This window comes from Phaeodactylibacter xiamenensis, assembly GCF_965229835.1.
Lineage (GTDB): Bacteria > Bacteroidota > Bacteroidia > Chitinophagales > Saprospiraceae > Phaeodactylibacter > Phaeodactylibacter xiamenensis.
Genome location: NZ_OZ245931.1, coordinates 6,348,912 through 6,362,352, shown reverse-complemented (window position 1 = coordinate 6,362,352; position 13,441 = coordinate 6,348,912). Strand labels below are relative to the sequence as shown.

Below are 13,441 nucleotides of genomic sequence, written 5' to 3'. Positions count from 1 at the left end.
TTTGTGTGTAATCAATTCTTCTTGCTGTTGCTAAAATACACTCATTCAACAGCTTTAACCCCGTTTCTGATTTCAGACTAATTTTGTTTAGAATCAGTCTAAATAAACCAGTTTTTGCAGTTCCTGCTGAACCTCTTTGTTTAGTGTGCCTCTTCCCCGTGCAGCTCTACATGATGGTGCAGAGACTCCTCGAGGTAAGGATCGTTCTTTGGTGTCAGCGGTGCTTTAGACAGCTGATTCAAAATTACATAGATGAACAAAGCCAAAAAGCCCAGCATCGTTCCCAGTTCAAGCAAGCCAGGGATGGTAAAGCCCATCTCGAATGGCATAGCGTGCATAGCTGCTTCGGTGTGCCCGGCAAGCTCTGCACCGTGCTCTGCTCCATGGTGCGCACCTTCACCTCCGTGATGCTCCATCGCATGCATGGCAGTCAGTCGTGCACCAGGCTTGATCATCTGGAAGAAATCCCACCAGTGACCAAAGAAAACCACAACAGATGCAAAAACCATAGTACCGTACTTACGTTTGGTGTCATTGCGCATCAGTACAAAGAAAGGCGCAATGAAGTTCAGCAGCAGGTTACCGTAGAAAAGCACAGGGTAGTTCTCCTGACGCTCCTGGAAGTATACAGTTTCCTCACCGACGTTGCCGTACCAAATCAGCATGTACTGAGAGAACCATAGGTAGGTCCAAAAGATACTGAACGCAAACAGGTACTTACCGAGGTCATGCAGGTGCTCCTGCGTAACGTTCTGCAGATAGCCTTTGCCCTTCAGGTAGGCAATCAGTACAATAGTGGAAGCCATTGCGGCCACGAACCAGCTCGCCCCGGTGTACCACGCAAACAGCGTAGAGTACCAGTGGGCATCAATGGACATAATCCAAAGCCAAATTACCGCTGCACTGGAGAATCCTGCAATAGGAAGGAATGCGGCTGAATAAATCCGGATTTTACGGTGGTGCTCAAAGGAAGCGTCACCATTCTTGTCTTCATCAAGAGACAGCTGCCGCATTTTCCAGGCAAAAAAGATCCAAATGCCCATGATGATGATCGTTCCGGCAGAGAACCAGGTGAGGTTCAAAAAGCCAGACTTCCCATTCAGGATCGGATCATTAGCCACTTCCGATGCATCGGTCCAGTGATACAGGTGGTGCATGTGGCCTACTGTGGCAATTACCACAACTGCCATCAAAATTAAGCCCGGTATCAAAAACATGGAATATGCTTCCCAAATACGCTTAATCAATGTATGCCAGCCAGCCAGTGCTGTTGTAAAGGCAGACAGGATAAAAAGCGACATCAATGCAATACCCGTAAAGAAAACGGAATTGTGCAGGTAGTTCGTCCAGAAACGGGTATGGAACATATCGTCACCAAAAAAGGTGATGATCATGCACAACAAACCCAGCCCCATGAACCCAAAAAGGACGTTCCGCTGATTGCCAGTAATCGTGAATTGGTCCATTAGTTATTTTGTTTGAATAGTTTTTTCGATTGCTTTTCTTAAGGACGGATAAAAATAAAGGATGCAATTTTGATTCGTTAAAGTTTTCAATACAACTGACCAAAGGGAGGTTGCGTGGAAATTTTAGCGAATCCTAAAAGAAAATTGTATCATGTATTTCCGTTAAACTACTTGTGTAGCCCTTTCACAGAATTACTTTTTACCATGACCACCGTCGCCGTGGCTATGATCTCCACTGTGGTCACTTTCTTCCCCGCTGTGGTCGCCATCGCTGTGCCCTTCAGCTTCAGCAGGCATGCCCGCCTCATCTGTCATTTTCTGTGCCAGTGAAGGTGCCTCGCTTGCAGGCGTACCAAATTCCGGGTTAAGAGTATTGGCTTCGGCGTTGTATTCCAGCTTCTTCTCCTTAGCCTGCAAGGCACGGATCCAGTGGATCACCTGCCAGCGCTCTTCGTAGGAAATTTTGTCAGCGTAGCCGCCCATCACGTTCTTGCCATACATAATGGCATGATAGTAACGACCGTTGGAAGCTTCCAGAAACTGATCAAGCAGGAAGTTCGCAGGAGCAGCTGGGTAAGCCGCGTTGGGGTTTTCATCGGAAACCAGATAGCCCACGCCGTCCCCTTTCTCTCCGTGGCAAATGCCGCAGAACTTATTGTAAAGGTCCTCTCCTTTTGCCAGCCCTTCAGCAGTGATTGGGAAAGGGTTATTAATGATCTCAGCAGTAGCACGCTCGCGCTCAGGTTCTGTATCCTCGTAATAATAAGGTACAGAGCCATTGACGGGCACCGCGATACCTTGGATCTGATCTTTGCCATTCATATAGGCCATTACGGCATCTGTAGAGGCGCCGCCTTCCTGATTCGCAGCCAGATAAGCACCTGCGTAACCACGGGGCACGGCACCTTTAGCAGGCAGACCTGCAATGGGCAGCTCCTTGAGCTTTACCACACTGGCACTGTCCCAGGTATTGTAGTAATAATCGGTAAAGACGTTCGCTTCCTGAGCAATGGAATGCCCCATGTCAGGCATGTATTCACTGCCCGGATAGTTGCCATCCGCAGGAGCACAGGAGTGTAATACCACCACTGCAACGAATGCCCAAAGTATATGCTTGATGTTTTTCATCACATCTGTTGTTTATAGTTCTTTCTTAAATGTTCTTGGTATTCACCTCCGCTGCACCCGTTTGTGAAAAGAAGCCTTTTAGCTTTTCAGTCAGGGATTCTTCTGCATTCGTCACATCAAATGCAATGCAGAATTTATCATCTGTAATGCGGTCGTCCAGCGTCGGGATAGTGACGCCCGGACCAAGGCCACAGATGATGTAGAAGGTAACCACCATACCTACCGCTGCAAACAGTACCGTCAACTCAAAGGTGATCGGAATGAATGCCGGCGCAGAAAAGTAAGGCTTGCCTCCAAAAATGATCGGCCAGTCCCGGGTGAAAACCCAGGTCATGAACAGAAAAGCCGTTAGTGTACCGAGCATGCCATATACAAAACCGGTAATGTGCAGGCGGCTTTCCGCAAAGCCCAGCTTAGGATCAAGCCCGTGGACCGGAAAAGGCGTAAACACTTCTGTTATTTCAAGCCCTTCGGCATTGGCATGGTCTACCGCCTTGAGCAGGTACTCCTCGTCGTTGTACAATCCGTACAGAATATCTTTATTTTGATTGCTCATTATTCTAGCGTTACAGATTCTTCAAATTGGATTAGTGGGCGGCTTCTTTGCTGCCGTGGTGGGTTTTATTGGCATTTGGGCCAATGTACTGATCACCACCCGCCTTTAGGATACTCTTGACTTCCGCTACCGCAACCACTGGCGCTACACGCACGAAGATGAGGTAAAGGGTAAAGAACAGCCCCAGAGAACCAATGAAAATGATGATTTCCACCCAGGTTGGCACGTAGTAGCTCCAGCTTGATGGGAGGTAATCCCGTGCCAGTGTGGTCGCAATAATCACAAAGCGCTCAAACCACATACCGATATTCACGAAGATGGACATCACAAAGGTAACGAAGACGTTCCGGCGCAGGCTCTTCCACCAGAAAATCTGCGGTGAAAGTACGTTGCAGGACATCATACCGATGTAGGACCAGTAATACGGCCCCAGTACACGGTTGTAAAAAGCAAACTGCTCATAAATGTACCCGGAGTACCAGGCGATGAAGAGCTCCGTCAGGTAAGCCACACCAACGATGGTTCCGGTGGCCAGGATTACCTTGTTCATGCTCTCAATATGCTCAAGTGTGATGTAGTCTTCCAGTTTGAGAATCTTCCGTGTCATGATCATCAGGGTCTGTACCATGGCAAAACCGGAGAAGATCGCGCCCGCAACAAAGTAGGGCGGGAAGATCGTGGTATGCCAGCCCGGAATCACGGAAGTGGCGAAGTCAAAGGATACGATGGTGTGCACCGAAAGTACCAGTGGCGTCGCAAGACCTGCCAGTACCAGGGAGAGTGCTTCCCAACGCTGCCAGTGCTTGGCGCTGCCCGTCCAGCCGAAGGACAGAAAGTTATAAAGCTTGCGGCGGATGCCTTTTGCCCGGTCACGTACCGTCGCAAAGTCAGGCACCAGACCGGTGTACCAGAACAACAGCGATACCGTAAAGTAAGTCGAGATCGCAAATACGTCCCAAAGCAGCGGTGAGTTGAAGTTTACCCACAGCGGTCCGCGTGTGTTCGGGTAAGGGAAAATGAAAAACGCCAGCCAGATACGCCCCATGTGAATAAGGGGGAACTGACCTGCGCAAATAACCGCAAAGATGGTCATCGCCTCCGCAGCCCGGTTTACACCAGTCCGCCAGCGTTGACGGAATAGCAGAAGAATGGCTGAGATAAGTGTACCGGCGTGGCCAATACCCACCCACCATACGAAGTTGGTAATGTCCCAACTCCAACCGATAGTCCGGTTGAGGTCCCAGGTACCAATGCCCTGCCAGATCGTCCAGGCTACACCAAAGACGAACAGCGCCAGGCCGGTCACCGCTACAATGAAAGCCAGCACCCAGGCAGCGCTCGGCGTACGCTCCGTTGGCGAGCAAATATCTTCAGTAATCTGATGGTAGGTCTTACCACCGGTTACTAAGGGTTCACGAATTGGAGATACTACTGCACTCATTATAATCGAGTCGTTAAATGTTATTTAATTATAGAGGCGGTGGGGAGCCTGCTCCCCACCAGCTTTATGCATCGAGTTCTTCGTTCTTGTTGTTGACACGTGCCTGGTAACGCACTGCGGACTGGGTGTTGATTTCTTCAAGCACCAGATAGTTCAGTGGGTTTTCCAGACGCTCTGCCAGGATGCCTTCCTTGTCGTTGTCGTCACCAAAGACGATAGCGCCGGTTGGGCATGCCGTCTGACAAGCGGTCTTCACGTCCTGATCGCGCAGTTTACGCTGCTCGCGCTTAGCCGTCAGCTTACCTTCCTGAATACGCTGTACGCAGAAGCTGCACTTCTCAATCACACCGCGTGAACGAACCGTCACGTCAGGGTTGAGGACCATACGGGTCAGGTTGTCCGCACCGAATGGAATGGCTTCTTCGCCGTTCAGGTCGTACTCGTTGGCACCAAACAGGTCAGCGGTAGTGTAGTCGAGCCAGTTGAAACGACGTACTTTGTAAGGGCAGTTGTTCGCGCAGTAACGCGTACCGATACAACGGTTGTAGGTCATCTGGTTCAGACCTTCTGAGCTGTGGTTGGTTGCAGCTACCGGGCAAACGTTCTCACAAGGCGCGTTGTCGCAGTGCTGGCACATCATCGGCTGATAAACCACATTCGGGTTCTCATAGTCACCGTAGAAGTAGCGGTCAATCCGCAGCCAGGTCATCTCGTGGTGGCGTGCCACCTCGGTCTTGCCAACTACAGGTACGTTGTTTTCTGCAATACAAGCTACCTGACAGGCACCGCAGCCGATGCACGCATTCAGGTCGATGTGCATGGACCAGTGATGGCCCTGATCATATACCTGCTCCTTGTACTCATCGTAAGGGTACAGGGTGTGGCTGTTCAGTTTCTGTGCCTCGGTACGCTTTTCTTCAATATGATGAGAAAGGTCCTCAAGCTCAGACAAGCTGCCCTGATAGATGATGGAACGGTTAACCAATCCACCCTGGAAACCTTCTCCGATGGTCATTACCGTCTTTTCATCGACGTTGATTTCCTCTCCGGTTTCTGGATCTTCACCGGTAAGGCCCATAGAGTGGTGGTACTGTACGCAGGCAAAGCGGTCTTCTTCAGCTACCTTTTCAGACACGCTGTCTACAGTAGCGTAGTATTGTACATTGCCGTTCTCATCGTAGGAAGTCCACGGGAAAACGTCAACCCCGACATTATTACCAATTGCGCGGCCAAGCATGCCTGTCTCGGTGCGGCCGTAGCCCAATGCAATGGCAAGCGTGCCCTGCATTTGGCCAAACTGCCGTACAACAGTGCAGCGTTGCGCCGTACCGTTCACGGTTACATCCACTATATCAGCCTTACCCTTGCTTTCGTCCGGGTTCAGCCCCATAAAGGAAGTGAACTCATTGCCACCGTCCCATCCAACAGGGATAGCCAGGTAGTTGCCCCAGGTACAGCGGTTGACCGGGTCCGGCATCTCAAGAAGCCAGGGGTTGTTGCTGTATACACCACCGCCCATATTGACGGTTTCGAAAAGGGAGATTTCGAGTTCGGCATTGGATGGCTTGCGCACCATGCGGGCTGCAGCGTTTACATCGCCGGCAAAAGCAGGTGCATCAGTAGTATCTTCAGCTACAAAGACGCCATCGTGCAGTACGCTGTCCCAGAACATTTTGAAGGTCGCAAAACCACTCTGCTTAGGGAACAGGTTTTCCTGCCAGTGCTTCTTCATGTAGTTGAAGATGAAAGCACCAACGTCTTCTTTAGACTTTTCGTAGTAAGGATTAGACTTTGCTGTAACTGCAACGCTGTCCGTGCTGCTACCGCCCATCACGCTCATCATATCGTACTTCGCCCAGCGGAGCAGGCTCTCTTCTGTCTGACGGCTACCTGGACGGCCAACCGTATTGAAGATCGGTGCGATAGTGGGTTGAATCAGGCTGTAGTGGCCGCGCTTAGGCTCCACATCGCCCCAGCTTTCCAGGTAGTGGTGCGTTGGCGTGATGTAGTCGCAAAGTGCCACCGTCTCATTAGGTACCATGGAGAAGGAAACCTTCAGCCCTACCTTTGAGGCAGCTTCGCGGAACTGTGATGCATTGGGCAGGTCGAATGCAGGGTTGGCACCATCCATTACGAACAGCGCGTCTACCCGGCCGGCGCTCATCGCCTTCACCAGGTCCTGTACCGGCTTGTCCATACCCTGACGCTGCATGGAAGCGGCGTTGAAGCCCAGGGTACTGCCATAGTTGCCGAGCATATTGTTGATCGCATTGATCAGGATCTGCTCGCCTTTATTGTTAGAGCCGGAAACCACCAGGGACTTGCCGCGGTTGCTGACCAGCTCGTCTGCTACTTTTTGAATTTTGCCAGCCGTGGCACCTTCAAGGTTTGGTCCGCTAACACGGGCACCACCTGTTTTGGCAGCAACAGCGTTGTACAATGCAACAATAGCTGCGCCCTGCTCAGAAGGCTTCACCATGATGCGGTTGTCCGCGTTGGAACCAGTCAGGCTCATGTGGCTTTCCACCTGAATGTGGCGGGACATCTTCGCGCCTTTCACCTTCTTAATACGGCGGTTGGTCGCGTATTGGTTGGCAAACTCGGTTGGAGAAATCCAGGTGCCCAGGAAGTCAGCATCAAAGCTAACGATCACATCAGCTTTGTCGAAGTGGTAAGCCGGGATCACCGCCTGACCGAAGGAAGCTTCGTTCGCTTCCAGGATGGCAGAGCTTGAAACCGGGTCGTACATGACCACTTCTGTATTGGGGTAAGCCGCTTTGAAATCTTCAATGGCTTTCTTAGTCGTTGGGCTCATGATGGTGTTCGCCACAATCCGAATGCTGGAACCAGCAGTCAGTTTGCCCATAATTTCACCGTCGATTTCCTCCCAGGACGGGCCCCGCTCATTGCGGTCAGCAGAACGCTGAATCTTGCCCTCTTTCACCCGGTAAGGGCCATCGAGACGGTTGGTATCGTAAAGGCTGAGCACGCTGGCCTGCGCACGGGCGCTCGTACCGCCTTTTGTTATATTGGAAAGGGTGTTGCCCTCAATCTTGATGGGACGGCCCTCGCGAGTCTTCACCAGCACGGGGCAGTAATCACCGCCCTGCACAAAGGAAGAAGCATAATAAGTAGCGACGCCCGGTACGATTTCATCCGGCTTGACCACATAGGGTACCGCGCGCTTCACAGGGATTTCGCAACTGGCGGCCAACGTGGCAGCACCAAGGCCAAATCCGAGGTATTTCAGGAAGTCCCGGCGGGAAGCTTCCGTATCCATCGCGCCCTGCTTAGACAGGGTGTCAACGACAGGCAGTTCTGTGAATTCGTTTTTGTTTGTTTCCAGGTAGCTGGGATCGTTTTGCAGTTGGTCCACACCGATCCAAACACCATTGTTTTTATTCTTCATTGCTACTTTTTTCAGATTCAATTCAGCTAATGAGGTTTAATAGTGGCACTTCTGGCACTCAAGACCGCCAATGTCTTCGACCGTCACCTTTTCACGCTCGCCGCTGGCGATTTCCTCATGGTAACGAGTGTAAGACTTATAATACTCATTGTCATCAAACTGTACCTCCGTCTGACGGTGGCAGTTGATGCACCAGCCCATAGAAAGCGGAGAATGCTGCTTGGCAACTTCCCATTCTTCCATTGGGCCGTGGCAGGTCTGACATTCCAGCTGACCGACCGTCACGTGCTGTGCGTGGTTGAAGTACACGTGGTCCGGCAGGTTGTGAATGCGCACCCACTCAATAGGTCCCTGAATCTTCTTTTTATGTGGATTGGTCAGTGAGGAGACAATGCCCTCCCACTGCTCTTCGATGAGCTCTTCTCCTTTGCTGTCAATAGAGCCATTCTCTTTGACGTAAGTATCAGCGATCCATTTTTTGTAGACCTTCTCGATGTCGTCCTGATTCATCTCCTCGTAGTTGTCGAGGTAGGTATCAGAAGAAGGATCGTAACCGATAGAAGCATATATTTTAGTCAGCTCGGCAGTACCGTACTGAGAGCCGACCTTGATAGCACGGTGGCAGTTCATACAGGTGTTTGCTGCAGGAATGACGGAGTGCTTGGAGCGGCGGGCACCATCGTGGCAGTACTGACAATCGATTTTCTGAATGCCGGCATGCGTTTGGTGTGAGAATTTGATCGGCTGCTCCGGAGCGTATCCCTGCTGACGGCCGAGCATAATTGCGTTGTTGACGGTAGTGTAACCACCCAGTACAACCAGCGCGAAAATAACAAATGCGATCAGCCCTTTGCTCGTCAGAATCTCAACCAGAGAAGTACGGCGGGCGTCAGAGTTGCCCTCACGCACTTGTAACATATAATTAAGGTTGGAAACGATGCGCGCCAGTACGACTGCAAGGATAGCCAGGATGACAGCAAGTGCGATGAATAGAGGTGTGTTGTTGGGTTTTTCTTCCACAACAGCCACCGCAGCTTCGCCCCCGGCAACGTTCTTTTTGTCCGCTCCGGTATAAACGGCTTCGATATAGGCCAAAATGTTATCAATTTCCGAATCGCTAAGGTTCAGGAAGTTGTTCATCACGGTTGGCTTCCACTCTTCCCAAAGCTCAACGGCACGGGGGTGCCCTTCGTTAATCATGGCCTGAGACTGACGGATCCACTTGTAGAGGTCTTCCTGTGGATAATCCGCCCAGCGTTCTTCAACGCCGCCCAGTGCAGGGCCAGTCAGGTCATCCTTCATGTTCTTGTTGTGGCAGGTCGCGCAATAATTACGGAAGAGCGTTTTGCCCTCGTCAATATTTACGGCACCTCCACCATCACCTTCTTCCTGAGCCATTGCCGGCAGTGCAAAAACTGCCATCGCCAAGAGGAAAAGGACTCGGCTAATCAACTGCTTATATGTCATCTCTATGATGCTTATAGTTTTATGGTAAATCGACAATTGCTTGTTCTGTCATTCTATTGTCAGCGCAAATATAGAATGCACTGCACTCATTTAACAATAAAAGTCCGAAACCTTCCACTATTTAGATCTTATCTAAACAAGGCGTTAACCGCCCGAAAAACTTGACTTGAGGAAGGCTTTAAAATCCTCGTTTGCGCAATATTGTTTGCTCAGAAAATATATGAACAAAATTAAATTAATATATACCGCTTGGGTATGATTCTAACACTCAGACTGCCACTTGCGCACGGATAGCAGGATGAGGGTCGTAACCCTTCAGTTCAAAGTCTGAAAAGGTAAACCCAAAGAGGTTTTTCACCTCAGGGTTGATATTCATCATTGGCAACTTACGCGGTGTTCTCGTAAGTTGCAGCCGGGCTTGGTCTATGTGGTTACTGTACAAATGCACGTCTCCAAATGTATGGACAAATGTCCCGGGTTTCAGTTCGCAAACCTGTGCCACCATCATCGTTAAAAGTGCATAGGAGGCGATGTTGAAGGGCACGCCCAGGAATACATCGGCTGACCTCTGGTACAGCTGACAGGACAGCCTGCCCTCCGCTACATAAAACTGGAACAGCACATGGCAGGGCGGCAGGCCTGATTGAGCCATAGCCGGTATATCCTGCGGGTTCCAGGCCGTAACGATGTGGCGGCGGGAATCCGGGTTGCGCTTAATTTGCGCTACAACATCAGCAATTTGGTCTACCCCCCCGAAGTTGCGCCACTGCCGGCCATATACCGGGCCCAGCTCTCCCCATTTCTCGGCGAAAGCTCCATCTTCCTTAATTTTTTCCTCAAACGCTTTCAATTCATTTTTCCACTCGGGGCTGTATTTGGGGTAGCGGTCTTCCAGCCCATTTGCACTAAGGTAATACTGAAAGGGCCACTCGTTCCAGATCCGGACGCCATTTTGGACGAGGTAACGAATATTGGTGTCCCCCTGCAGGAACCACAACAGTTCGTGCAGAATAGACTTATAATGGACTTTCTTGGTGGTAAGCAGCGGGAAGCCTTCAGCCAGATCAATATGCATTTGGTACCCAAAGACACTGATTGTACCTACGCCGGTACGGTCACCTTTGCGGACTCCATTGTCCAGGATATGCTGCAATAGCTCGTGGTACGCCTGCATGCTAAATGCTTTTTGTTTGCGCCAATTTTGTGGCTTTGGCTTGATGGGACTATGCGCCGGGTGGTAAAAATGTTGGACAAAAATAAAAAGGTCCGACAACCAGCACAGTACTTAAGCGTTAAAAATAAAAATAATTTTTCGATGACAAACAGCACTTCCGCGCTTAAACTTCTTGTTTTCAGCCTTTTATGTCTTTTCTATGGCCATTCTGCCGCACAGGATAACAAAGGGTGGGAACTCAAACGCCAATCTGACGGGCTGAACGTTTACGTCAGAGACGCCGCCAACTCGGATGTCAAGGAGATTAAAATTGAAACGACGCTTGATGCTTCCCTGCATGCGGTGGTGGCCGTACTTAAAGATGTCCCCGTGTACGAAGAGTGGATTTACAAGTGCCAGGAGGCTTACCGGTTAAAGCCTGCGGAGGACAAAGCCAGCCTCTATTATTGCAGGGTGGACTTCCCGTGGCCTATGAGCGACCGGGACTTTATTGCGCAAAGCCGGCTGCGGCAAGACCCGGAAACCCGGATGGTCTATATTGATGTAAAGGGCAAGCCCGACCAAAAGGAACAAACGGAAGATGTCGTCCGCATCCGAAACCTCGACATCCACTATGAACTGACCCCCATTTCGAACAGTAAAACCCAAATGAGCTACCGCCTGCATTCTGACCCCGGAGGCGCCATTCCCACCTGGCTCGTCAATATGGTGGTGGACAATGGCCCGGTGAATACGGTAAAAGGTATGCGGGAAATGCTAAAGTCAGAGAAATATCAGAATGCGAAGTTCGCCTTTTTGAAGTAAGACTTCGCCCAACTTTCCTGCACCACCGGTGTTGACTTTCCCGGAAAAACGACTACACTAGTGCGACTGGCCCGAATAACTTGCTGGTTTTTCCACTTATGAAGCCGCTGTTCATGTTGCACTTTAAATAGTCAGGTATTTACGACTTAACCCATTGGAATTATGGCTTACCGCAGTATGATGGAAGCGGTGCGCGACCTGGAACGCCACGGCAAACTTGTCCGCATCAAAGAGGAAGTAGACCCCAATCTGGAAATCGCCAGTATCCACCGCCGTATTTATGATGCGGAGGGGCCTGCGCTGTTTTTTGAAAACGTAAAAGGCAGCCCTTTCCCTGCCCTGTCTAATATTTACGGGACTTTTGAGCGGACGGAGTTTCTGTTCCGTCATACTATAGACAAGGTGCAAAAAGTCATTGAGCTCAAGGCAGACCCGGCCAATCTCCTCAAAAACCCTATGCGTTACCTGTCGGCACCCTTCACCGCTGTTTCGGCCCTGCCCATGCAAAAACGGATGGGCGCGCCTATACTGCACGGTACCACTACAGTCAGCCAGCTGCCGCAAATTAAGTCCTGGCCGATGGATGGCGGGGCTTTTGTCACTCTGCCTCAGGTGTTTACTCTGCCTCCGGGGGAAAAAAGTATCATGCAGTCCAACCTGGGCATGTACCGCATTCAGCTGTCGGGCAACGAGTATGTGCCGGACAAGGAAGTGGGCATGCACTATCAGATTCACCGGGGCATCGGGGTGCACCATACCCAATACAACAATAGCGACGAACCCTTCCGGGCGTCCATTTTTGTAGGCGGGCCACCTTCACATGCCTTCTCGGCTATCATGCCGTTGCCGGAAGGGCTTTCGGAGCTGACCTTCGCCGGGATGCTGGGCGGGCGGCGTTTCCGCTATGTACGGCAGAACGGGCATGTCCTTTCTGCTGATGCCGACTTTGTCATCACGGGCATCATCCGCAAAGGAGAGAAAAAGCCGGAAGGGCCATTCGGTGACCACCTGGGCTACTATAGCTTAGAGCACGACTTCCCGGTGATGGAGGTGGAGAAAGTATACCACCGCAAGGATGCCGTCTGGCACTTTACGGTGGTGGGCCGGCCACCGCAAGAAGACTCAAGCTTTGGCTACCTCATCCATCAGCTGGTCAAATTGCTGACACCTCAGGAATTTCCGGGGATCAAAGAGATTAATGCGGTGGACGCGGCGGGCGTGCACCCTTTGTTACTGGCAATTGGCAGTGAACGGTATATGCCATTCCGGGAGCGCAAGCCGGAAGAAATCCTCACGCAGGCGAACCGCATCATTGGCTCCGGGCAGACTTCCCTGGCCAAGTTCCTCTTTATCGCTGCCGATGGAGACGCGCCAAACCTTAGCACGCATGACATTCCCGCCTTTTTCCGGCACGTGCTGGAGCGCATTGACCTGACCCGGGATTTGCACTTTCAGACTAAAACAACCATTGACACGCTTGATTATTCCGGTAGCGGGTGGAATGCCGGTTCCAAGGTCATTGTGGCCTGCTGCGGGGATAAGCGCCGCGAGTTGAGCGCCGAACTTCCGGTTGATCTCAGCCTGCCCAGCGGATTTAGCAATCCGAAGTTTGTGCAGCCGGGGATACTGGCGGTACAGGGGCCTGCATTTAACGGTGAAGCTTCCTATGAAGAAGCGGAAACCCTGGCTCATCACCTTCGCCCCTTTGACTGGTCGGGCATCCCGATGATTGTCCTCTGCGATGACAGCGACTTCCTCAGCGGACCGGTCAACAATTTCCTTTGGGCGGCTTTTACCCGGGCCAACCCCTCTCACGACATTCACGGCGTGGATGCCTTTGTGGAGCACAAGCATTGGGGCTGCCGGGGCCCCGTGATTATTGATGCGCGGATTAAGCCGCACCATGCTCCGCCTTTGATTACGGACAAGGAAGCGGAAGCGAAGGCCGACCGTTTCTTCAAAAAAGGTGGATTACTGGAAAAGTGGGGGTAATATG

Annotated in this window: 9 protein-coding genes; 2 read left to right on the top strand and 7 right to left on the bottom strand. The window is 51.2% G+C overall.

Annotation, left to right across the window (positions count from 1 at the left end; genetic code table 11):
* Window positions 1–140: 140 nt before the first annotated feature.
* From ACO08I_RS24340 to thyA, 7 genes are all read right to left on the bottom strand, one after another.
* Window positions 141–1,466 (bottom strand): hypothetical protein, encoded by a 1,326-nt coding sequence (locus ACO08I_RS24340; RefSeq protein WP_282783525.1) that lies wholly within the window; start codon window positions 1,464–1,466, stop codon window positions 141–143.
* Window positions 1,467–1,658: 192 nt separating this feature from the next.
* Window positions 1,659–2,594, bottom strand: coding sequence for a c-type cytochrome (locus tag ACO08I_RS24335; protein WP_282783527.1), 936 nt, complete (start codon window positions 2,592–2,594; stop codon window positions 1,659–1,661).
* 25 nt (window positions 2,595–2,619) lie between these two features.
* Window positions 2,620–3,150, bottom strand: a complete 531-nt coding sequence (locus ACO08I_RS24330; protein ID WP_282783529.1) for a DUF3341 domain-containing protein — start codon at window positions 3,148–3,150, stop codon at window positions 2,620–2,622.
* Between the two features lie 31 nt (window positions 3,151–3,181).
* Window positions 3,182–4,591: an NrfD/PsrC family molybdoenzyme membrane anchor subunit gene (gene nrfD, locus ACO08I_RS24325; RefSeq protein ID WP_044215531.1), complete on the bottom strand. Its 1,410-nt coding sequence runs from the start codon at window positions 4,589–4,591 to the stop codon at window positions 3,182–3,184.
* A 64-nt stretch (window positions 4,592–4,655) separates the two neighbouring features.
* Window positions 4,656–8,000, bottom strand: a complete 3,345-nt coding sequence (locus ACO08I_RS24320) for a TAT-variant-translocated molybdopterin oxidoreductase (protein ID WP_421947373.1) — start codon at window positions 7,998–8,000, stop codon at window positions 4,656–4,658.
* 36 nt (window positions 8,001–8,036) lie between these two features.
* Window positions 8,037–9,467 (bottom strand): c-type cytochrome, encoded by a 1,431-nt coding sequence (locus ACO08I_RS24315; protein WP_421947372.1) that lies wholly within the window; start codon window positions 9,465–9,467, stop codon window positions 8,037–8,039.
* Between the two features lie 268 nt (window positions 9,468–9,735).
* Complete coding sequence (gene thyA, locus ACO08I_RS24310) at window positions 9,736–10,641, bottom strand: thymidylate synthase (RefSeq protein ID WP_421947371.1); 906 nt, start codon at window positions 10,639–10,641, stop codon at window positions 9,736–9,738.
* 141 nt (window positions 10,642–10,782) lie between these two features.
* On the opposite strand from thyA, the gene ACO08I_RS24305 reads away from it, so the two are divergent.
* Both ACO08I_RS24305 and ACO08I_RS24300 read left to right on the top strand, forming a co-directional pair.
* Window positions 10,783–11,445, top strand: a complete 663-nt coding sequence (locus ACO08I_RS24305; RefSeq protein ID WP_282783537.1) for an START domain-containing protein — start codon at window positions 10,783–10,785, stop codon at window positions 11,443–11,445.
* A gap of 162 nt (window positions 11,446–11,607) precedes the next feature.
* Complete coding sequence (locus tag ACO08I_RS24300; RefSeq protein WP_421947370.1) at window positions 11,608–13,437, top strand: UbiD family decarboxylase; 1,830 nt, start codon at window positions 11,608–11,610, stop codon at window positions 13,435–13,437.
* The last annotated feature ends 4 nt before the right edge of the window (window positions 13,438–13,441 follow it).